The 21338-nt window shown below is 71.2% G+C and carries 16 protein-coding genes; 11 read left to right on the forward strand and 5 right to left on the reverse strand.

All coding sequences use genetic code 11. The features are described 5' to 3' along the window. Positions 1 to 96 precede the first annotated feature (96 nt). From ACMXN5_RS33575 to ACMXN5_RS33590, 4 genes are all read left to right on the forward strand, one after another. Positions 97 to 2841 (forward strand): helix-turn-helix transcriptional regulator, encoded by a 2745-nt coding sequence (locus ACMXN5_RS33575; protein ID WP_439678662.1) that lies wholly within the window; start codon positions 97 to 99, stop codon positions 2839 to 2841. 171 nt (positions 2842 to 3012) lie between these two features. After that, positions 3013 to 3984, forward strand: a complete 972-nt coding sequence (locus tag ACMXN5_RS33580) for an alpha/beta hydrolase (protein ID WP_439678663.1) — start codon at positions 3013 to 3015, stop codon at positions 3982 to 3984. A gap of 67 nt (positions 3985 to 4051) precedes the next feature. Then, entirely contained in the window at positions 4052 to 4774 is a 723-nt protein-coding gene (locus tag ACMXN5_RS33585; protein WP_439678664.1) for an alpha/beta fold hydrolase, read from the forward strand. An 83-nt stretch (positions 4775 to 4857) separates the two neighbouring features. After that, positions 4858 to 5544: a hypothetical protein gene (locus ACMXN5_RS33590; protein WP_439678665.1), complete on the forward strand. Its 687-nt coding sequence runs from the start codon at positions 4858 to 4860 to the stop codon at positions 5542 to 5544. Here ACMXN5_RS33590 and ACMXN5_RS33595 read toward each other — a convergent pair. Beyond that, positions 5522 to 5878: a class I SAM-dependent methyltransferase gene (locus ACMXN5_RS33595; RefSeq protein ID WP_439678666.1), complete on the reverse strand. Its 357-nt coding sequence runs from the start codon at positions 5876 to 5878 to the stop codon at positions 5522 to 5524. The genes ACMXN5_RS33590 and ACMXN5_RS33595 overlap by 23 nt on opposite strands. Positions 5879 to 6020: 142 nt before the next feature. Here ACMXN5_RS33595 and ACMXN5_RS33600 point away from each other — a divergent pair, with 142 nt between their 5' ends. The 3 genes from ACMXN5_RS33600 (at position 6021) to ACMXN5_RS33610 (ending at position 7205) form a co-directional block, all read left to right on the forward strand. Further along, positions 6021 to 6350 (forward strand): hypothetical protein, encoded by a 330-nt coding sequence (locus ACMXN5_RS33600; protein WP_439678667.1) that lies wholly within the window; start codon positions 6021 to 6023, stop codon positions 6348 to 6350. A gap of 144 nt (positions 6351 to 6494) precedes the next feature. Beyond that, on the forward strand, positions 6495 to 6893 hold the full coding sequence (locus tag ACMXN5_RS33605) for an ATP-binding protein (protein ID WP_439678668.1): 399 nt from the start codon (positions 6495 to 6497) through the stop codon (positions 6891 to 6893). A gap of 141 nt (positions 6894 to 7034) precedes the next feature. Next, positions 7035 to 7205 carry a DUF5670 family protein gene (locus ACMXN5_RS33610; protein WP_078981957.1) on the forward strand — a complete coding sequence of 57 codons (171 nt, stop codon included), beginning with the start codon at positions 7035 to 7037 and terminating at the stop codon, positions 7203 to 7205. Positions 7206 to 7464: 259 nt separating this feature from the next. Here ACMXN5_RS33610 and ACMXN5_RS33615 read toward each other — a convergent pair whose 3' ends face one another. Both ACMXN5_RS33615 and ACMXN5_RS33620 read right to left on the reverse strand, forming a co-directional pair. Further along, a complete protein-coding gene (locus ACMXN5_RS33615; protein ID WP_439678669.1) occupies positions 7465 to 9912 on the reverse strand; it encodes a SpoIIE family protein phosphatase in 2448 nt (815 codons plus the stop codon). 56 nt (positions 9913 to 9968) lie between these two features. After that, a complete protein-coding gene (locus ACMXN5_RS33620) occupies positions 9969 to 14552 on the reverse strand; it encodes a HAMP domain-containing protein (RefSeq protein WP_439678670.1) in 4584 nt (1527 codons plus the stop codon). A 371-nt stretch (positions 14553 to 14923) separates the two neighbouring features. On the opposite strand from ACMXN5_RS33620, the gene ACMXN5_RS33625 reads away from it, so the two are divergent. From ACMXN5_RS33625 to ACMXN5_RS33635, 3 genes are all read left to right on the forward strand, one after another. Then, positions 14924 to 16576 (forward strand): SpoIIE family protein phosphatase, encoded by a 1653-nt coding sequence (locus tag ACMXN5_RS33625; RefSeq protein ID WP_439681335.1) that lies wholly within the window; start codon positions 14924 to 14926, stop codon positions 16574 to 16576. 146 nt (positions 16577 to 16722) lie between these two features. Next, entirely contained in the window at positions 16723 to 17715 is a 993-nt protein-coding gene (locus ACMXN5_RS33630) for a cobalamin B12-binding domain-containing protein (protein WP_439681336.1), read from the forward strand. Beyond that, a complete protein-coding gene (locus ACMXN5_RS33635) occupies positions 17712 to 18125 on the forward strand; it encodes an STAS domain-containing protein (RefSeq protein ID WP_439678671.1) in 414 nt (137 codons plus the stop codon). The genes ACMXN5_RS33630 and ACMXN5_RS33635 overlap by 4 nt, the downstream gene beginning before the upstream one ends. A gap of 385 nt (positions 18126 to 18510) precedes the next feature. Here the strand turns inward: ACMXN5_RS33635 and ACMXN5_RS33640 are convergent, their stop codons facing one another. Further along, positions 18511 to 18960: a MarR family winged helix-turn-helix transcriptional regulator gene (locus ACMXN5_RS33640; protein ID WP_380006597.1), complete on the reverse strand. Its 450-nt coding sequence runs from the start codon at positions 18958 to 18960 to the stop codon at positions 18511 to 18513. A 213-nt stretch (positions 18961 to 19173) separates the two neighbouring features. Between ACMXN5_RS33640 and ACMXN5_RS33645 the strand changes: the two genes are divergently transcribed. After that, positions 19174 to 20421, forward strand: coding sequence for a PP2C family protein-serine/threonine phosphatase (locus ACMXN5_RS33645; RefSeq protein WP_439678672.1), 1248 nt, complete (start codon positions 19174 to 19176; stop codon positions 20419 to 20421). Positions 20422 to 20731: 310 nt separating this feature from the next. Here the strand turns inward: ACMXN5_RS33645 and ACMXN5_RS33650 are convergent, their stop codons facing one another. Then, on the reverse strand, positions 20732 to 21337 hold the full coding sequence (locus ACMXN5_RS33650; protein ID WP_439678673.1) for a hypothetical protein: 606 nt from the start codon (positions 21335 to 21337) through the stop codon (positions 20732 to 20734). Between the last annotated feature and the right edge of the window lies 1 nt (position 21338).

Genomic DNA, 21338 nt, shown 5'->3' on the forward strand with positions numbered 1-21338 from the left:
GTTGGGGTTCGGGGATCGTCCGAGTCCGCCGGCCTTCGGCGCACACCACCGTCCCGGCCGCCCGAGGGCGCGAAACCATGACAAGGGAGACGGGCAGTGGACGGCCGGGAGCGAAGCGCCCACGACCTCGTGGGTCGCGAGCGCGAGAAGGCGCTGCTCGCCCGGAGTCTGCACGAGGTCAGGGTCGATCGGAGAGGCACCGGGGTCCTGCTGCGCGGAGACGCCGGCATCGGCAAGACCGCCCTGCTCGCGTGGGCGGAGACCCAGGCCCGGCAGATCGGCTTCACCGTGTTGCGTGCCGTCGGTTCCGAGGCGGAACAGGGACTGGCCTTCGGGGCACTGCACCAGGTCCTGTGGCCTCTCCTCGACGGCGGCGACGACGTACCGGAGCACGCCGAAGCCCTGTACCGGGCGCTGGGACTGCGCGAAGGCATGCCGCCCGGCGGTTTCGCGGTGGGCGCGGCGGCCCTGCGGATGCTCGCCGACGCCGCTCGTTCGGGCCCGCTCGTCCTCCTGCTCGACGACCTGCAGTGGGTGGACGCGTCCAGCGCGACGGTGTTCGCGTTCCTGCGTCGGCGCGTCACCGACCTGCCGGTGCTCATCGTGGGCGCCGTGCGTCCCGAGGCGGACGCGGACGCCGACGCGCACGACGGTTGGCCGGCCGACCCCATCGAGGTGGGCGCGCTGGCCCACGCGGACGCGGGAGAGCTGTTGCGGCGACGCTACCCGGCCATGGTCGCCACGGCCGCGAACCGGGTGCTGGACGCCGCCGACGGCAACCCGCTCGCCGTGGTCGAACTGCCGCTCCAGCTCGCGGAGGGCCACGTCAAGGGGCTCCTTCCGATGCCCGAGATGTTGCCCCTGGGCCGACGTCTGGAACGCCTGTTCGCCGGCCGGATCGACTCGCTGCCGCCCGACGCCCTGCGTGTCCTGCTGCTCAGCGCGCTGTGCGGCGGCACCGCGGCAGGCAATACCGGCGCATGGCTGCGCGCCGTATCGGGCGACGACGCGGAACGCACGCTCGCGCACATCGAGGCGAGCGGCCTGGCCCGACTCGACGCGTCGAAGGCGCTGGTCTTCCGCCACCCGCTGGTGCGCAGCGCGGTGATCGCCGCCGCCCCGGGCCACGACCTGCGGGCGGCACACCGGACGATCGCCGAAACGCTGCTGCCCGACGATCCGCGGCGCCTGGTGCACGAGGCCGCCGCGGCCCTTCTCCCCGACGAGGACCTGGCCGCGCGCCTCGAACACGCCGGTCACCGGCTCGCACGCCGAGGCGGAGACGCCGAAGGCGCGCTGCTCCTGGACCGCGCCGCCGCGCTGAGCCCGGCTCCCGACCGGCGGGCCCGACGGTTGACGTGGGCCGCCGTCATGGCCGCGCGCGGAGGCCGACTGTGCCACACGGCGCAGCTCGTCGGCGAGCTGAAGCAGGGACCGGTCCCCGCCGACATCGCCCCGCTGTTCGGCTACGCGGTGGTGTACGTCGATCAAAGTCACCGCATCGACTTCGAATCGTCGTTCACGCTGCTGCCCGAGGTCCTGCGGGCGTTGGCGCAACCGGGCGCGGACTCGTTCGGGGGCCTGGCCGAGCAGGTGTATTTCAAGCTGCTGCTCGCCACGTCCCTCACGAACGACCCGCGGGGCTGGGACGCCCTCGACCGCCGGCTCGCGATGGCGTCGCCCCTCGGTCGGCTGTGCTACCGCGCGTGGGTGGACCCGCCCCGTACCGCGCACGGCGTGGCCGAGGAACTGCGGGAGCTGCTGACGGACATGAGCGACGAGCAGGCCGCGGGGGACGGCTGGCTCGCGCTGTGGACGGCGTCGGCGGTCGACGCCGCCGACGCGGACCTGCGGCGTCGGTTCACCGGCCGGCACGGCTACGCCACCCAGGGCTCGCTCGCGAAGGCCGAGCGCTATCAGGACTTCCTGCGCGGAAACTGGGACACGGCCGAACTGTGCCTGCGGGAGGCGGAGGCCGCCGACGACATCGGCTATCGCAACAACGCGTTGTTGTTCCGCTTCTACTACGCGCATTTCCTCGCGGGTCGCGGCGCCGAGGCGGAGCTGCGCGAGGTCGACCGGTGGATCCGGCCCGTCGCGGCGACCGCGCGGATGCGCTTCGTCCTGGACAACCTCACCCGTCTCCGCGGCCTGGCCGCGTTGGGTCACGGCCGGTACGAGGAGGCGTATGCGCATCTGACCGAACTCACCGAGCCGGGCGTGCTGCCGCGCGGCATGCCGTGGTTCCATCTCGTCTTCTTCGACTTCGTCGAGGCGGCGGTACGCACCGGCCGGCTCGCGGAGGCGCGTGCGCACGTGGCGGCCGGCGAAGCCGCCCGGATGGAGAGGATCTCCGACCACCACGCGTTCCTGCTCGCCGCGGCCGCCGCGTCGACCGCGCCGGACCAGGTCGCGGACGCGCGCTTTCGGGACGCGTATGCGGTGCCCGGCGCCGCGCAGTGGGTATTCGACATGGCGCGTCTGCGCCTCGCGCACGGCTCGTGGCTGCGTCGTCGGCATCGCGCCGAGGCCCGGGACGTGCTGCGCGAGGCCCATCACACGTTCCGTCGGCTCCGCGCCGACTCATGGCGGGCACTGGCCGAACAGGAACTGCGCGCCGCCGGCGACCCGGTCGGCGCGGTCCGGGGCTCGAACTCCCCACTGAGCGCGCAGGAACTGCGCATCGCACGACTCGCCGCGCAAGGACTGTCCAACAAGGACATCGGACAGCGGCTGCAACTCTCGCCGCGCACGGTCTCGGCTCACCTGTACCGGATCTTCCCCAAGCTCGGGATCACCTCCCGGGCGGCCATCGGCCGGGCCCTGGGAAGCGACTCCTGAACCACCGGCGCACCGCCGCCCGCCGTTTGCGTGCGTTGTGAGGTCAAACCCGGTGCACGGACGGTCAATCTCCGGCGACTTCGCGGTTCTAGCGTGAGGATCGACGGCCCCGCAGATCTCCGTGTCTGGTCCGGAGGGGTCGGAACCTCACATGGAACTCAGGAGATTCGCATGTCCGACGTTGTGGAGCCGGTGCGGCCGGTGCTGGAGCCGGCGGCCGCCGCGTTCGCCGAAGCGACCGCCAATCCGCCCTACCTGTTCGACCTGCCGCCCGCCGAGGGGCGCAAGACCGTCGACGAGGTGCAGTCCGGCGAGATCGACAAGCCGCGGATCGACGAGGAATGGATCACCGTCTCCGGCGGCCCGACGGGCAGCGTCCGCGCCCGCATCGTGCGCCCCGCCGACGTGCGGGGGATCCTGCCGGTGATCCTCTACATCCACGGCGCGGGCTGGGTGTTCGGCAACGCCCACACCCACGACCGCCTCGTACGCGAACTCGCCGTCGGCGCGAACGCCGCCGTGGTCTTCCCCGAATACGACCTCTCCCCCGAGGCCCGCTACCCGGTCGCCATCGAGCAGAACTACGCGGTCGCGCAGTGGATCGTGCGGCAGGGTGCGGCCAAGAACCTGGACGGCTCGCGGCTGGCCGTCGCCGGCGACTCCGTCGGCGGCAACATGACCGCCGCGCTGACCCTGATGGCCAAGGAACGCGGCGACGTCCCGCTCGTGCAGCAGGTGCTGTTCTACCCGGTCACCGACGCGAACTTCGACACCGCGTCGTACCACCAGTTCGCCGAGGGCTACTTCCTGCGCCGCGACGGCATGCAGTGGTTCTGGGACCAGTACACGACCGATCCCGCGCAGCGCGCGCAGATCACCGCCTCCCCGCTGCGGGCCGGCGTCGACCAGCTCTCCGGCCTGCCGCCGGCCCTGGTCATCACCGGCGAGGCCGACGTGCTGCGCGACGAGGGCGAGGCGTACGCCAACAAGCTGCGCGAAGCCGGCGTCCCCGTCACCGCCGTCCGCTTCCAGGGCATCATCCACGACTTCGTGATGCTCAACGCCCTCCGCGAGACGCACGCCGCCCAGGCCGCCATCACGCTGGCCGCCGGCACGCTGCTCACCGCGCTGCACAGCGGCTGACACCGCGCTCGACGTCGACCGCCGACAACCTCCGCCGACCCCCGACAACAGGGAGAACAACCCGAACATGACCACGAATCCCACCCCCACAGCCGTGCTCGTGCACGGGGCCTTCGCGGACGCCGCCAGTTGGACCGGAGTCATCGCGGAACTGCAGAACCACGGCATCCCCGTGCTCGCGCCGCCGAACCCGCTGCGCGGCCTGGCGTCCGACGCCGCGTACATCGCGTCGGTGGTTGCTCGGATCGACGGTCCGGTGGTGCTCGTCGGCCACTCCTACGGCGGTGCGATCATCTCCGTGGCAGGCGTTGCGGACAACGTCGTCGGGCTGGTGTACGTGGCGGCCTACGTCACCGAAGAGGACGAGAGCCTGGGCGAGTTGCAGGGCCGCTTCCCCCTGTCGCCGCTCGTCGACAACCTCGAGGAGGCGACGTACCCCACGGACGGGGCGGAGCCTGCCGTCGAAGTCACCATCAAGGCCGAGGCGTTCCCGGACATCTTCGCCGCCGACGTCCCGGCCGCCGCCACCGGGGTCCTCGCCGTGGCGCAGCGTCCGCTGGCCACCTCGGCCTTCACGGAGACGGCCTCGGCCGCCGCGTGGAAGACCAAGCCTTCCTGGGCGCTCGTGGCCGGCGCGGACCGGGCGATCAACCCCGAGGTCGAGCGCTTCGGAGCCCAGCGGGCCGGGGCGACGATCGTCGAGATCGAGGGCGCCTCGCACGCCGTGGCCGTGTCCCGCCCCAAGGAGGTCGCCGACCTGATCCGCGAAGCGGTACGCGCGACCGGCTGACGAGGCGACGGCCGCGCGGGGGCACTCGTCACACGGTGAGCGCCCGCGCGCGGCTGTCGGAACCCCGTACTACGGTTCGGCGCATGCGATGCGAATACCTGCCTTGGGACGACGCCGTGGCCCTGTTCGAGCGCCGAGGGCTGCCGGAGAGCACGTACGAGAACCTGTACGAGGAGGAGTACATCCTCGTCTCGGGCCCCGCCACGGTGACCGGGGAACTTCCCCTGGACGAGCATGAGCGCACGCCGTGGGCACAGGGTGCGCCCGAGGCGGCGACCGGATACATCATCGACGGCGACTTGACCGTCGACGGCGCCATAGTCGACATCGATGCCGGCAACGCCGCCCTGATCGTCCTGGGGAATCTGCGGGCACGGGACATCTACCTGGCGGGCGACACGAAACTGATCGTCCTCGGCGACGTGACCGCCGACTCCGTCACCGGCGACATGACCGACAAACTCGTGATGATCCACGGCGACGTACGCGCGACCGTGTCGATCTTCCGCAACGAGTTCTGCCCCGACCTGATCGGCGGCACCCTGTACGGCCGGACCCTCGCCCCCGCCTACCTGGACCTCGCTGCCGAGGACATCGGCGGCCTCGTCGACCCGACCCCCGACGCCCCGCTCGCCGACCTCCTGGTCCCCGAACTACTCGTCACCGGTACACCGGAGCCCGACGACTTCACCGACATCGGCGTCCGCGGCGCCGTCCTCCGCGAACGCATCCTCGCCGGCCTCCCCCTCACCAGGAGCGGCGAGCACTGACGGCGGTCGCTCGTCCAACGTCCACGCTCGAATCCGGAAGCGGGATCGACTCCCCGGTCCCGTCCAGGACCCGCACGTCGGGAAGCACGTGCGAGAACTGCTCGCGCATCCCGGCCGAGGGCTCCACCGCGACGACCTCCCGGCCCGCGGCCCGCAGCGCCCGGGTCGGCTTGCCCGTACCCGCGCCGACGTCGACCACGGTTCGCGCGTCCCGGGGCACCCGCCAGGCCACCGCCTCCGGCGGGTAGGGCGGGCGGCCACGCTCGTAGGCGTCCGCCGCGGCCCCGAACGACCGTGCCCGACGAACTTCTTCCGGCTCCTCGGCTCCCGTCATGCCCGGCATCCTGCCAGGTACCGTCCGGTGCGCTCGTCACGATCGTGTGACAGCGCGTAACAGGATTGTGGCGGTGCGTCCCGGGGCGGAGGGCACGCCGATACTCGGTCGTACCAGCGGGCACTCGCGAGGGGGAGCGGCCATGACGCAGTTGGACAGGGTCGACAACACGCTGTGCGCCACCGGGCGGCACGTCTTCGCCGAGGAGCGGCGGGGCCGGCATCCCGGAAGCGTCGGGTGGTGGGCGGTGTTGCGGGCCGGCGGGTGGGGTCTCGTGACGATCGCCATCGCATGCGCGATGACCTCCGTCGCCTACAGTCCGATGATGGCCGTCGCGATCCTGGGCGTCATCGCGGGCGCGATGGTGGTCTGCTTCGCGTGGAACCTGCTGCGCGGGCATCGTGGCGGATGCGCCGCGAGGCGGTCGGTACGCGCGGTGCTGTGCGCATACGAGGGCGCCTCCCTGCCGTGACCGCGGCGACGAACCCCGAAGGGGCCCGGTGACACGGCGGCCGGCGAAGGGGGATGAAGGCCGTCCGTCCCGGGCAGTTGGGATCGTCGATTGTGGGCAGGGATGCTCCGTCCCTCGACGCCGAGGCCACCGCCGGAGATCGACATGGTCGACGAACCACCCGCATCACCCCGCCTTCGCGAGACGATCCGTTGGAACGTGCCGCCCGAACCGGGCGCCTTACGCCTGGTCCGTCACGCGGTCCGTGACTCCCTCACCGACTGGGGCTGGGCCCATGAACGTATCCACACCGCCATGTGGGTGACCTCCGAACTCGTCGGCAACGCGCTGCGCCACACCGACGCCGGCGCCGTGCTCACCCTGACGCCCATCCCTCACGGCGTACGCCTGACCGTCACCGACACATCCTCGAACCCGCCCGTCCGCCGCACCCCCGGCCCCGACGGCGGGCACGGGTTGCGTGTCCTCGACACCCTCGCCCCCGGGTGGACCGTCGAATACCACCCGCACGGCAAGAGCATCCATGTCGACATCCGCACCTGACGCCGCGCGACACCCGCCCGCCCGCCGGGCCGACGAGACGGAGCGAACGGCGGATCCTTTCCGGGAAAGACCCCGCGAAACGCGCCTATTCCGGGGAATGCGCCCTCCAGGGTGGGGCAGACGTGGGGCGGAGGTAAAACAATGATTCCCCTTTTGGTCGTCCTGCTTCTCGCCCTGATCCTTTTCGGCGCCGGCTTCGCTCTCCAGGCCCTGTGGTGGATAGCCGTGATCGTCCTGGTCGTGTGGGCCCTGGGCTTCATATTCCGCTCCGCGGGCACCGGCGGCCGGCGCGGCCGGTGGTACCGCTGGTAGACCCCGGCAACGACATGGTTCCCACCGTGTCATCGACAGGGTGGGGTGTGGGTCGACCCGATAAATCGGGGTCGACCCACACCCCACCCTTTTCCCTATGCGTCCGAGGCGGCACTCGCCCGTCGGAAAACCTGAAAACACCACCGCACCCCGAAATGAAAACCAACTCTCCGGGTAGGAGTGAAACAAGCCGGGACGGCCGTGAAGAATGCGGGAGTCATTCGCACCTCCACACGACCGCCCCGGCCCACGCGTCGGGTCAGGTGATCTGGATGCCCACCACGCACGTGTCGTCGTCGGTGTCCGCCCGGCTGTGGGTGAGGAGTCGGTCGAGGCGTTCGTCCAGGGTGGCGGTGACGGCGCGTGCGGCGGCCAGGAGTTGGTCGAGGGAGCTTTCGAGGCAGTGGTCGCGGCGTTCGATCAGGCCGTCGGTGTAGAGCAGCAGTGTGTCGCCCAGGGCGAGGTGGATCTCTTCCTCGGCGTAGCCGGCCTCGGCGAAGGCACCGAGGAGGGGGCCGTCGAGCAGGGACAGGCGTTGCGTCGTGTCGTCGCGGATCCACACCGGGGGCAGGTGGCCGGCACGGGCCCACCGCATCGTGCGCGTGCTCGGGTCGTACAGGGCGCACACGACGGTGGCGGTGACCTGGTCGGTCAGATGGTGCGTCACGGTGTTGAGCCAGGTGAGCAGCTGCGCGGGGCCGGCGCCGGTGATGGCCAGGCCGCGTAGCGCGTTGCGCAGCACGATCATGCTGGTCGCGGCGTGGATGCCGTGTCCGGCGACGTCGCCGACACACAGCAGGATCTTCTTGGACGGCAGGACGAGGGCGTCGTACCAGTCGCCGCCGACGGCGGTGTCGGATTCGGCGGGGCGGTAGCGCACGGCCACCTGGAGTCCTTCGACGTTCAGCGGGGTGGGGGTGGACGGCATGATCGCGTGCTGAAGCTGCCGGGCGAGGCGGTTTTGTTCGCCCACCTGTTGTTCGCTGTGCGCAAGGCGGTCGCGGGTCGCGGCGAGGGCGACCTCGGTCCAGTGTTGGGCGGAGACGTCCTGGTAGGCGCCGCGGATGGCCAGCAGGCGGTCGTCGGAGTCCAGGACCGGTTCGGCGACGATCCGGATGCGTCGGGTGACACCGTCGGTGCGTTCCAGGCGGAAGGACACGGTGGCGTGGCGGCGGCGGTGGACCAGGGTGTGCAGGAATCGGGCGAGCGCGGCGGTGTCGTCGGGGTGTGCGTGGTTCGGCAGGTCGGCCAGAGCCACGGGGAGGGCGGTGGTCGGTAGGCCGTGCAGCGCGAACAGGGAGTCGTTCCAGGTGACGGCGCCGGTGGCGAGGTCTTCCTCGAAGCCGCCGATGCGGCCCAGTCGTTGGGCGTGTTGGAGCAGCCGGGCCAGGCGGGCCGCCTCGTGTTCGATGCGCCAGACGAGCAGGATGGCGTTGGCGTGGCGGCTGACGGCGACGTCGGCGATCGCGTCGAGGCGGACGTCGTCGACGAGGGCGGTGAGCGTGACGCTTTCGGCGCGGTAGGACTCGCCGGTGGCGTGGACACGCTCGACGATGTCGTACAGCCCGCCGGGGGTCGCGGCGAGGGGGTAGGCCTCCAGGAGCAGGGCGCCGTGGATCAGATTGGCCGGGCGTCCGGCGGGGTCGAGGAAGCGCGCGTTGACGTGGTGCACCCGGAAGTCGACGAGTTGCCGGTGCTCGTCCACGTGCGGGACGAGCACCAGGGCGGGGTCGTGGAGGCAGTCGGCGATCTCGACGAGGTCGATCGTGGCGGGGTGTGTGACGGTGGGGTCGCCGGGGACCGGGTGGGTTTCGAGGGTGTGCGCGCACAGTTCGGCCAGTGCCTCGATCTGGCGGCGCAGGCGCGGGGGTTGTTCGGGCAGCGGATTCGGCCAGCAGATTTCCAGGATGCCGTGGATCCGGCCGCCGGTGCCCGCCGGGGCGGCGGCTCGGGCGCCGGTGAGGTCGTGTCGGCCGATGGAGGGTGTTCCGGACCGGGACAGGTCGGAGGTCCAGGTCCAGTCGAGATCGGCGAGCGCCTGGCGGGCGAAGGTCGCCACTCCGGGTGGGACGTGTCGCCAGCGGGTGGCCTCGTGGTCGGTGAATCCGGCGCTGCCCGCGAGGGTGAGGGAGGCGTCGGAGGCGATGGCCCATACGGCGACGGCGGTGGCGCCCAGGGGCGCGAGGGCGTGTTCGAGCAGGGATCGGGCCACGGCCTGGGTGTCGTCGGCGGCACAGGCGCCGCTTTCCGCGGTACGCAGGCGCATGCTCACGGTCTTGCCGTCGGGGGGTGTGGCGGGGGCGGCGGTTTCGGTGACGAAGTCGCAGGCGGCTTCGGTGAGGCGGTCCGCGGCGGTGCGGTCGAGGATGTCGGCGGCGAGTTCCATCACGCTCACGCCCGCGTGGTCGGCCAGGGTGGCGAGTTGTCGGGCGGCTTCGGTGGGGCTGCAGTGCAGGCGTTCGATGAGGATGCCCTTGGCCGTCTCGATCAGGGCGCGACCGTCCGCTTGGGCGTGTGCGGCGCGGATCTCGTGGCGCAGGCGTTCGACGGTCGCGGCGAGGCGGCCCACGGCGGACGTGTGGTCCGGGGCGCTCTCGCCGCGCGGTGGTACGGCGGCGATCTCGTTCCCGGTGACGGTGTGCGGGCCCGTCGGGGCGTCGCCGTCCTCCCGGTGGGATGTCTCGGGTGGGGGTGCGGTGTTGCTCACGATGGGTTCACTCCCGAAGGCGAGGACGTCGGGCGGGGTCGACCGGCGGGGTGCTCTCAGGAGGGGAGCAGGTGGCGGCGGAGGACTGCGAGCAGGTGGTCGGTGTCGACGGGTTTGGTGACGTAGTCGCTGGCCCCGGCGGCCAGGCTCTTGTCGCGATCGCCCGGCATGGCCTTGGCGGTGACGGCGATGATCGGCAGGTCGGTGTAGCGGGGCATGCGGCGGATTTCGGCGGTGGCGGCGTAGCCGTCCATCTCGGGCATCATCACGTCCATCAGGACCAGGTCGACCTCGGGGTGTTCGACGAGGGTGGTGATGCCCTCGCGGCCGTTCTCGGCGTGGAGGACGTTGACGGCGTGGAGTTCGAGGATGCTGCTGAGGGCGTACAGGTTACGGGTGTCGTCGTCGACGATCAGGACGGTGCGGTCGGCGAGGGCGGCGTCGAGGGTCGGTGCCGCGTGGTGGGTGCGTTCGGTGGCGTGGACCAGGGGCAGCACGTCACCGGGCTGTTCGGCGGACAGGTGCAGGGTGATGCGTTCGCGGAGTTCGTCCAGGCCCGCGAGCAGTTCCAGGGGTTTGGTGTCGGCGCGGGTCTGGAGGGCGCGGGTCTGTTCCCGGGGCAGGCGACGGGTGTTGTGGGCCAGGACGGGCACGTTCGCGGAGGCGCTGTCGGCGTCGAGGGCGTCCAGGAGGGTCAGTGCCTGGCCGTCGGGCATGTCCAGGTCCAGGACGACGCAGTGACAGGGTGCGGCGGCGAGGGTGGCGGCGGCTTCCTGGGCGTCCACGACGGTCAGGACGTCGACGCCCGGCCCGCCGGCACCGTCGTGTCCGCCGGTCGCGATGTCGGCCACGGCGCTTTGCGTGACCAGGCTCAACAAACCCTGTGGGCGTTCCTCCAGCACGAGTACGCGCCGCCGGGCGGGTGGCGCGGCGGGTTCGAGGGAGCGCGGCTGCGGATCGGCGTCGGTACCGGAGGCGTCGAGGGCCGGGGGGTGTGTGACGAACGCCGGGCCGACGGCGGCGGTGGCGGCGGCGGCGGCGGTGTGTACGGCGGGCAGGTACAGGGTGAAGACGCTGCCCTGTCCGGGGGTGCTCTCGGCGGTGATGGCGCCGCCGAGCAGGTTGGCGATCTCGCGGCTGATCGACAGTCCGAGGCCGGTTCCGCCGTATTTGCGGCTGGTGGTGCCGTCGGCCTGTTGGAACGCGCCGAAGATCGTCTCGAGTTGGTGCTCGGCGATGCCCACCCCGGTGTCGCGCACGCGGAAGGCCACGACGGCGTCACCGCGCGGTACGCCGGCGGGGACCTCGTGCTCGGTGGCCGGTTCGATGCGCAGCGCGATGTGGCCGCGGTCGGTGAACTTGACCGCGTTCGACAGCAGGTTGCGCAGGATCTGCCGCAGGCGTGAGTCGTCGGTGAGCAGGTCGGCCGGTACGCCGGGGCCGATGGTGATGTCGAAGGTCAGACTCTTTTGTGTGGTCATCGGCCGGAACGTCGCCTCGACGTAGTCGAGGAGTCGGCGCAGCGACACACGTTCGGTGTGTACGTCCATCTTGCCGGCCTCGACCTTGGACAAATCGAGGACGTCGTTGATCAGTTGCAGCAGGTCGGAACCGGCGGAGTGGATGATGCCGGCGTATTCGACCTGTTTGGGGCTGAGGTTGCGGGTGGGGTTCTGGGCGAGGAGTTGGGCGAGGATGAGCAGGCTGTTGAGGGGTGTGCGCAGTTCGTGGCTCATGTTCGCCAGGAACTCCGACTTGTACTTCGAGGCGAGGGTCAACTGGCGGGCGCGGTCCTCGAGTTCCTGCCGGGCCTGTTCGATCTGGAGGTTCTTGGCCTCGATGTCGCGGTTCTGCGTCGCGAGGAGCGCGGCCTTTTCCTCCAGTTCCTCGTTGGAGTGCTGGAGTTCCTCCTGCTGGTGCTGCAGTTCCTCGGAGCGCACGCTCAATTCGCCGGCCAGGCGCTGGGATTCGGCGAGGAGTTCGTCGGTGCGCGCGTTGGCGACGATGGTGTTGACGTTGACGCCGACGTTTTCCATCAACTGGTCGAGGAAGTCGCGATGTGCGGGGGTGAACGCGGTGATCGACGCGAGTTCGATGACGCCGAGCACCTGGTCCTCGACCACGATCGGCAGCACGATCAGCGCGGTGGGCGCGGCGCGGCCGAGTCCGGAGGAGACCACGTAGTCGGTGGGGACGTCGTCGACGGCGATGGTGCGCCGACTGCGGGCGGCCTGGCCCACCAGGGTGCGCCCGGGCGGGATGTGCGTCGCGTGGCCGTCGTCCGCGCCGAGCCCGTACGAGCCGATCAGGCGCAGCCCCGTTCCGGTCGCGCCGTCCTCGGCGAGGTAGAAGGCACCGTACTGGGCGCCGACCAGGGGGGTGAGTTCGTCCATCACGAGTTCGGCGACGACGGCCAGGTCGCGGTGGCCCTGCATGAGCGCGGACACGCGGGCGAGGTTGGACTTGAGCCAGTCCTGTTCCTCGTTGGCGCGGGTGGTCTCGCGCAGCGAGCCGACCATCGCGTTGATGTTGTCCTTGAGTTCGGCGACCTCGCCGGAGGCGTCGACGGTGATCGAGCGGGTCAGGTCGCCTTCGGCGACGGCGCTGGCGACCTCGGCGATGGCGCGGACCTGGCGGGTGAGGTTGCCGGCGAGTTCGTTGACGTTCTCGGTCAGGCGTTTCCAGGTGCCCGAGACGCCCTCGACCTCGGCCTGTCCGCCGAGTCGTCCCTCGCTGCCGACCTCGCGCGCCACCCGGGTGACCTCGGCGGCGAAGGAGGAGAGTTGGTCGACCATCGTGTTGATGGTGGTCTTGAGCTCCAGGATCTCGCCGCGCGCGTCCACGTCGATCTTCTTCGACAGGTCGCCGTTGGCCACCGCGGTGGTGACCAGGGCGATGTTGCGGACCTGGCCGGTGAGGTTGTTCGCCATCGAGTTGACGTTGTCGGTCAGGTCCTTCCAGGTCCCGGCGACGTTGGGTACGCGGGCCTGACCGCCGAGGATGCCCTCGGTGCCGACCTCGCGGGCGACCCTGGTGACCTCGTCGGCGAACGCGGACAGGGTGTCGACCATGGTGTTGATCACCTCGGCGAGGGCGGCCACCTCGCCCTTGGCCTCGACGGTGATCTTGCGGGAGAGGTCGCCACGCGCCACGGCGGTGGCGACCTGGGCGATGGAACGCACCTGGCCGGTGAGGTTGGACGCCATCACGTTGACGTTGTCGGTGAGGTCCTTCCAGGTGCCGGACGCGCCGCGCACGGTCGCCTGCCCGCCGAGGTTGCCCTCGGTGCCGACCTCGCGGGCGACGCGGGTGACCTCGTCGGCGAACGCGGAGAGCTGGTCGACCATCGTGTTGATGGTCTCCTTCAACTCCAGGATCTCGCCGCGCGCGTCCACTCGGATCTTCTGCGACAGGTCGCCCTGCGCGACGGCGGTGGTCACCTGGGCGATGGAGCGCACCTGCGCGGTCAGGTTCTCCGCCATCACGTTGACGGACTCGGTCAGGTCCTTCCACGTGCCGGAGACGCCCTTGACGTCGGCCTGGCCGCCCAGACGCCCGTCGGTACCCACCTCCCGGGCGACCCGGGTGACCTCGTCGGCGAACGCCGAGAGCTGGTCGACCATCGTATTGATGGTCTCCTTCAACTCCAGGATCTCGCCGCGCGCGTCCACCCGGACCTTCTGCGACAGGTCGCCGCGCGCCACCGCCGTGGCGACCTGGGCGATGGACCGTACCTGGGACGTGAGGTTGCCGGCCATGAAGTTCACCGAGTCGGTCAGGTCGCGCCAGGTGCCGGAGACGCCCTTGACGTCGGCCTGACCGCCCAGACGCCCGTCGGTACCCACCTCCCGGGCGACCCGGGTGACCTCGTCGGCGAACGCCGAGAGCTGGTCGACCATCGTATTGATGGTGTTCTTCAGCTCCAGGATCTCGCCGCGCGCGTCCACGGTGATCTTCTGCGACAGGTCCCCCAGCGCGACCGCCGTCGTCACCTGCGCGACGTTGCGCACCTGATCGGTGAGGTTCCCGGCCATGAAGTTCACCGAGTCGGTCAGGTCGCGCCAGACCCCGCCGACGCCGGGCACCTGCGCCTGTCCGCCCAGACGCCCCTCGCTGCCGACCTCGCGCGCCACCCGGGTGACCTCGGCGGCGAAGGAGGAGAGCTGGTCGACCATCGTGTTGACGGTCTCCTTCAACTCCAGGATCTCGCCGCGCGCGTCCACGTCGATCTTTTGCGACAGATCGCCGCGCGCCACGGCCGTGGCGACCTGGGCGATGTCGCGGACCTGGGTGGTGAGGTTCCCGGCCATCGCGTTCACCGAGTCGGTCAGATCGGCCCACGTCCCGGACACGCCCGGCACGAGCGCCTGACCGCCGAGGGTGCCCTCCGACCCGACCTCGCGTGCCACCCGGGTGACCTCGGAGGTGAACAGCGCCAGCTGGTCGACCATGCCGTTGAACACCCCGGCGATCTCCCCGAGCAGGCCGTCCCCGTCGTCGGGTAGTCGGCCGCCGAAGTCGCCGTCGCGTACGGCGGTCAGACCGGCCAGCAGGCGGCGCAGTTCGGCGTTGCCCACGACGTCCGTCTCGTGTCGCGTCCGCGCGGGAGGCACGAGCCCGGTGTCCGCGTCATCGGTCATGTGATCCACCCTCACCTCGATCGCCGGCCCCCGGGAATTCGCCCCTATTCTGCGGAACCCCCGCACACCCTCGCCACGCGCTCACCCGACGACATGCGGTCGGCGAACCCGACGAACACGGACACGTGGTTTTGGACATGCCGGCATCGGCCTTTCCGGTGATGGTCGACCTCCTCGACGCTGGGGCAGGCCCGACAGGGCGGCATTTATGCGGCTTAGATGGAGAATTGCCCGTTTCATTCCTGGTGTTGCGTATGGCTGGAGCATAGGACACGGTTGCAGGAAGACAACTGTTGTCCAGCGACAGAGAGGTGGTGGGGTGCGCGCGATGCGTTCCCCGGCTTGTGATCCGTACTTCGGGTACACCCAAGATTCCGCGCGATGGTGACGTTCACGTCGGCTCGATATGGAACAGCGCCCCCTGTCCCGTTCTCGTCGTCGACCCCGACGGGGACGTCATCGGATCCAACGAAGGAGCGCGCCGGCTGTTCGCGCACGCCGAGGCGGTCGGCGAAGGTCTGACCCCGGGCGGCCTGCCGCACTGGCTCGCGCGGGCGCACCACCGCCGCCTGCGCTCGGCCGCGACGCCGCGGGAGGTGGTGTCGGGCGCCGTGGTGGGTCGGACATTCGCAGCGCATCCCTCGCGGATCGAGAACGGGGATGTGGTGTGGTGGCTCGTGGAGGACACCGATCTCCGTCGAGCCGAGCAGGCACTGCGCAACGAGCGTGAACGCGCCGAGCTGTTGGCGGACGTCTCCGGCGCGCTGCTGTCGTCGCTGAACCTCGAACGATGCGCGGAGGTGACGGCGCGGATGGCCGCGGATCACCTGGCCGACGCCGCGGTCGTCATCGTCCCGGCCCAGGGTCGCCGGCACGCGCTGACCTACGCGCAGGCCGGCGCCGGCATCACGCGTACGGTGGCGTCGATCGATCCGCGCACGGTTCCCGGACTGGCGGAGGCGTTGCAGGGATTCCCACCGGTACCGACCCGGTGGATCGACCCGGAGGACATTCCCGACTGGAGCGTGCCGCCCGGTTTCGCCGGTCCGATCGGCTCGGTGATCGTCACCCCGCTGCCCGGACACGGAGTGCCGGCCGGGGTGCTGATCCTGCTGCGCGCGAGCACGCACCGGGCGTTCACGGACGGCGAGGAGGTGTTCGCGCGGCTGTTCGCCGCACGGGCCGGCGCCGCCCTGTCCGCGGCACGGCTGTACGCGGAGCAGGCCTCGATCACGACCACGCTGCTGCGGGAGTTGCTGCCGCCGCGGCTGGAGCGGGTGCACGGCGTGGAGTACGCCGGCGTCTATCGGGCCTCGCAGGACCACGAGCGGGTCGGCGGTGACTTCTATGACGTCCATCCCGGTGCGGACGCGTCCCGGGAGACGTTCGTCGTACTGGGCGACGTGGCGGGCAAGGGCCTGGAGGCCGCCGTCCTGACCGGAAAGATCCGCAGTGTCCTGCACGCGCTGGTGCCGCTGTCCGGTGATCACCAGCAGGTCCTCGTCCTGCTCAACGACGCGTTGATGAACTCCCACCACACCCGGTTCGCGACCCTGGTGCTGGCCTCGGTGCGGCGCAGCGCGGGGCAGGTGTTGTTGCGGTTGACCAGCGCCGGACATCTGCCGCCGCTGATCGTCCGCGCCGACGGGCGCGTGGAGGAAGCCGCGACCGGCGGCACCCTCGTGGGGGCGCTGCCCGACGTCCGGACGCGGAGCGTGGACGTGGCGCTGGCACCCGGCGAGACCTGCCTGCTGTACACGGACGGGATCACCGAGGCGCGCGGCGGGCCGCTGGGTGACGACTTCTACGGCGAGGAGCGGCTGCGGGAGGCTCTGCGGGAGTGTGCGCGGATGCCGGCGGAGGCCGTGGTCGAGCGGGTACAGATGCTGGCGACCCAGTGGCTGGGTGGCGGTCGTCACGACGACATGGCCACGCTGGCGATCACCAATCCGGCCGGCGGTGTCGACGGATTCCCTGTCGCGGACCACCGCGAGGGCCACGAGCCACGACGGCGGGAACCGTGATGACGAGCACTGTGAAGGCGAACACTGTCACGACGGGCACCGTGAAGACGGGCAAGGGGAGGGCGGACGCCTCGGCCCCGGGCACACCCCGCGATCTCGCGGAGCGACTGTGGACGGCCGTGATCGGCCGGGACGAGCCGGGCGCGATGGCACTGGCCACCGCGGCGGCCGACGCCGGGGCCGACGGTGAGACCCTGCTGCTGGACGTCGTGGCCGCCGTGCAGCGTCGCGTCGGGCTCGAATGGGCGGCGAACCGGATCGGGGTCGCCGAGGAGCACGCGGCCACCGCGATCATCGACCGCGTCATCGCCGTCCTCGCCCACCACCCCGCACCGCCTCCGTCGCCGACGCGGGGCAGCATCACGGTCGCGTGTGTGGATGGCGAATGGCATTCCCTGCCCGCCCGGTTGCTGGCCGAGACCCTCACCGGGCGCGGCTGGCGGGTGGACTTCCTCGGTGCCCACACCCCGACTCCGCACCTGGTCGCGCACGTGCATCAGAGCAACCCGGCCGCCGCCCTGCTCTCGGCCTCGCTGCCCACTCACCTGCCCACCGCCCACCAGGCGGTGACCGCCGTGCAGTCGCTGGGCGTCCCGGTCATGGTCGGCGGCGCCGCCTTCGGCGCGGACGGCCGCTACGCGCGTCTGTTGGGCGCCGACGCCTGGGCCCCCGACGCGCGAGGCGCCGCGGACCGGCTGGCCCGGGGGATCACCGCCCGGCACGCCGAGCGACGCCACGAGATCGACGATCTGCCCCATCTGGCCGATCAGGAGTACACGTTCGTCAAGTCCAACCGCGCCACCCTGGTGCGGCAGTGCCTGGCCGCCCTCGACGAGCGCGGGCCCGGCACGCGCGCGTACAGCGCCGCCCAGCGCGAGCGAACCGCCGAGGACCTGGCCCACATCGTGGACTTTCTCGCGACAGCCCTGTACGTCGACGAGGCGGACCTGTTCACCTCCTTCGTCGACTGGACCAGGGACATACTCACCGCCCGCCACGTGCCCGCGGCCGGTTTGCGCCTGGGGCTGGACATCCTGGCCGAACAACTGCGCGACTTTCCCCGCGCGCTCGGCTTCGTGCGCGTCGCGACCGACACCCTGCCCACGGCATCCACCCACTCCGGCCCGGGAACGACATGAGCTCCCCCACGCCCGTCGAGTTCTCCGTCGACGTTCAGGCCGGCGACACCCGGTCGCTGCGTCTGGCCATCCGGGGCGACCTCGAGTACGACACCGGCGCCGCGTTCACCGAGCGGGTGAACGCGGCGCTGGACACGCATCTGCGGCGGTACGGGCCGGCGCTGCGTCATCTGCACCTGGACTGGGCGGGCCTGACCGCCATCGACTGCGGCGGGTTGTCCGTCCTGATCGGCCTGCGCCGCCGCACACACGCCGCCGGGATCGCCCTGCATCTGCACCGTCAACCCGTGCGACTGACCCGCCTGCTCGACATCACCGGCGTCGGCGGATACCTCACCGGGCCCACCGACACGGATGGGCGCGGCTTCGCCGCAAGCGGCGACGAAGGCCGGTCCGCACCCTCCCCTTGATGGTCGGCGGGACGTCGGCCGGGCGTCGGGACACGACGGCGGATCGTTCACATCGACCCCGGGATACATGTCTGGCCGCAACATTTGTCATCAGGCAATAATTCGATACGCTTCGCATCGGGACGCCGGGGGCAGGGCAAAGCCGTCGACGTCAGGGAACGACATCGACGTGACGCGCGCATCGCCGGCTTGCAACCGAGCGCCACCGCTCGCTCATCCGACGAAAGGGGGCGCCGCCATGGGAGATCGACGTCGGCCGACGTACGCTCGGCACGTGTCCGGCCCACGTACTTCGCGCTCCCGTGGACCGCGCTCTCGTACCTCGCGCTCCCCGCACGCGGTGGAGCGGGCACACCGCGCCTGTCACCCGAAGCGGCCGATCGCCTCAGGCGGTTCGCGCACGCGAGGAGAGGGAGGACGCGTCGCCCGTCGCCTCGTCCATGACCGGCCCGGCGGCGTTGCGCAGGGATTCGAGGCCCTTCAGCAGCATCGCCCGGGACTCGCCCGACATGCGCGCCGTGACGACCGCCAGTTCCTGCTCACGGCGGGCCCGCAGATCCGCCAGGAAGGCGCAGCCCCGCCCACTCAGCCGCAACTGGAGTTCACGGCGGCTGTTGGCACTGGGCAGGCGTTCGACGAAACCCACCGCCTGGAGGCGGTCGCACAGGCGACTGGTCGAGGAGGGCGTCGACCGAAGACCGTCGGCCAATGTACGCAGGTTGATGCCCTCGTGCCGCTCCAGCAGAAACAGCACGCGCAGCTGTGACGGCGAAACGGGTGCCGTGGACGCACGCCCCAACAACATCTCGAGCAACTCGGCCGCCGCGGTCGCCACGCGCGCCGTCTCGTCCGACTGGTCGTGTCGAGAGAAGGTAACCCCGCTCACCGCCTTACTCCGACGCCCGATACGGCCGCCTCTCCGACAGCCGTGCCGTCACCACAATAGACGCTATAAAGGCGATTGATTCGACTGGCCGTCCGGCCGTTCGCCGAACACGCCATGAGGGTGCCCCGTACCGCATCCGCAGAGAACGGCTGAAGACAAACTGTGAACGTATACGAGGAAGCCGAGCGTGCGCTGCGCTCCGCACCCGCGCCCGGGCTGCTGGACGCCATCCGCGGCGTGCTCACGCGGCACTGCCGGGCAGGAGCCGTCGACCTGCTGATGGCCGACTACAGCCTGACCGTCCTGCTGTCGGTGTCCGCGCTCGCTGCGGCCACCGAACACCTCTCCATCGACAACAGCCCTCAGGGGCGGGTCTTCGGCGCACAGGAACCCGCGCACGAGCAACGCGGAGCGGACACGGTCGTACACCTCCCGGTGACGGTACGCGGCGACCGTCTCGGTGTCCTCTCCGTCACCCTCCCGACCGACGCCTGTTCACCGGCCGTCCGGTCCGAACTCGTGGACATCGCCGAGATGCTCGCCCACGCGGTCACCGTCGCCGAACGCGACACCGACCTCTACCTCCGGGCCCGACGCAAGGACCGGCTGACCCTCGCGGCCGAGATGCAGTGGCAACTCCTGCCCGGTCACGCCTGCCGACGCGACGAATACGCCATCGGCGCCCAGCTCGAACCCGCCTACGCCGTCCACGGCGACAACTTCGACTGGTCCGCCACCGCCGACCGTCTCACGCTGACGGTGACCGACGGCATGGGCGAGGGCATCGACGCCTCCCTCCTCAGCAACCTCACGATCAACGCCCTGCGCAACGCCCGACGCGCCGGCATCCCGCTCGCCGACCAGGCGGCCCTCGCCGACCAGGCCGTCTATGCCCGGTACCGCGGCGACGCCTACCTGTCCGTCCTGCTGCTGGACTTCGAACTGGCCACCGGACGGGTGCAGGTGATCGATGCCGGTTCCCCACGCCTGCTGCTCCTGCGCGCGGGAACGGTGAGTCCGATCGACTTCGACGCGCAGCTGCCCCTGGGCATGTTCGAGGAGACCGACTACAGCGCGCAGGAATTCCGGGTCCGTCCCGGGGACCGGCTGGTCTTCGTCAGCGACGGTGTCCACGCGGTCGCCTCGCCGACCGGCGAAGCCTACGGCGATCGCGCGCTGGCTCGGGCGATCAGCGCCACCCGACTGCTGCCGCCCGCCGAGATGCCCCGCGCGGTGCTGCGCGAACTCACCGGCCACCGCGGGCGCCCCATCCCCGACGACGACGCCCTGATCGTCTGCCTGGACTGGTACGGCCGACCCACCGCACCCGACGGCCCGCCGCCCGACGACGCCGAACGGACCCGTGCCCACGTGTCCCCCGTCCGGGCCGCACCGCACGCTCCGCGCTGACGGCGCGGCGTGGCACCGAGGCCCGCCCGCCGTCCCTCACCGGACGGCGGGCGGGCCCCGTTCGGCGCGGCGCGCCGCCGATCCTCCGGCGCGCCTTCCTGGTCGTGGACGTCTACTCGATATTCACCGCCGTCGCCGTGGCCGCCACCTGGGTGACCCGCCCACACGTCGTCACCCCGGACGAACTCCGGCTGCGTTCGGGCGCGTTCTTCGACCTGCGCATCCCGAGGCACACCGTCGCTTCGGTTCGCCTCACCCGCTGCTTCAACGAATCGTCGGCCGTCGCCGTGGCCGGCGACCGACTTGACACCTACCCCGAGCCCACGGCCGGGACGGGCGCAGGGGCCTGCTCCGGGGTTTCCGCCTCCGGTTCGGTTCCGATCGCGCGTTCGAAGCAGGAGTCGATGTCCTCGACGCGTGCCGTCAGCCAATCGCGCAGACACTCGCCGACGACCGCCCACGCCCCGACGAGTGCGTCGGACGCCGCGGTGTAGATCTCGACGGTCCTGGCGATGACGTCCTCGTCGTCACCGGCCGCGTCGATCGCCCGGACGATCTCCTCGAGGTACTCGTCGTCCCCTTTTTGCTGTTCCCGCTTCCGGGCCGTCGCGGACTCCCTGTTCCACTCCTCCGCGCACTCCTGGGTGATCCTCCTTTCCCGGAACTCCCCCAGGATCCGCGCGACGTCCGCCCGTCGGCCCTCCAGGGCGCGCATCCCGCACCGCCCGTACGCGTCGGTCGCGGGCCCGAGGTTCGGGGGCAGGCCGTCCGGGGGCACGTGGCCCAACGGTCTTGCCCACTCGGGTGGTGCCGGCGCGCCCGGCTCGGCCTCGCCCGCGAACACCGCGTCCAGCCGCTCGCGGTGATGCGCGGCGATCCCGCCACACAGTTCCTTGTAGTCCTGCACGGTGGTCACG

The organism is Embleya australiensis, assembly GCF_051903075.1.
GTDB lineage: Bacteria > Actinomycetota > Actinomycetes > Streptomycetales > Streptomycetaceae > Embleya.

What these genes read in the sequence shown, in the direction of transcription:
- ACMXN5_RS33620 (WP_439678670.1), bottom strand. Translation starts at nt 14,552, where the DNA reads ATGACCGATGACGCGGACACCGGGCTCGTGCCTCCCGCGCGGACGCGA.
- ACMXN5_RS33590 (WP_439678665.1), top strand. Translation starts at nt 4,858, where the DNA reads ATGCGATGCGAATACCTGCCTTGGGACGACGCCGTGGCCCTGTTCGAG.
- ACMXN5_RS33600 (WP_439678667.1), top strand. Translation starts at nt 6,021, where the DNA reads ATGACGCAGTTGGACAGGGTCGACAACACGCTGTGCGCCACCGGGCGG.
- ACMXN5_RS33585 (WP_439678664.1), top strand. Translation starts at nt 4,052, where the DNA reads ATGACCACGAATCCCACCCCCACAGCCGTGCTCGTGCACGGGGCCTTC.
- ACMXN5_RS33580 (WP_439678663.1), top strand. Translation starts at nt 3,013, where the DNA reads ATGTCCGACGTTGTGGAGCCGGTGCGGCCGGTGCTGGAGCCGGCGGCC.
- ACMXN5_RS33630 (WP_439681336.1), top strand. Translation starts at nt 16,723, where the DNA reads ATGGCACTGGCCACCGCGGCGGCCGACGCCGGGGCCGACGGTGAGACC.
- ACMXN5_RS33595 (WP_439678666.1), bottom strand. Translation starts at nt 5,878, where the DNA reads ATGACGGGAGCCGAGGAGCCGGAAGAAGTTCGTCGGGCACGGTCGTTC.
- ACMXN5_RS33635 (WP_439678671.1), top strand. Translation starts at nt 17,712, where the DNA reads ATGAGCTCCCCCACGCCCGTCGAGTTCTCCGTCGACGTTCAGGCCGGC.
- ACMXN5_RS33605 (WP_439678668.1), top strand. Translation starts at nt 6,495, where the DNA reads ATGGTCGACGAACCACCCGCATCACCCCGCCTTCGCGAGACGATCCGT.
- ACMXN5_RS33610 (WP_078981957.1), top strand. Translation starts at nt 7,035, where the DNA reads ATGATTCCCCTTTTGGTCGTCCTGCTTCTCGCCCTGATCCTTTTCGGC.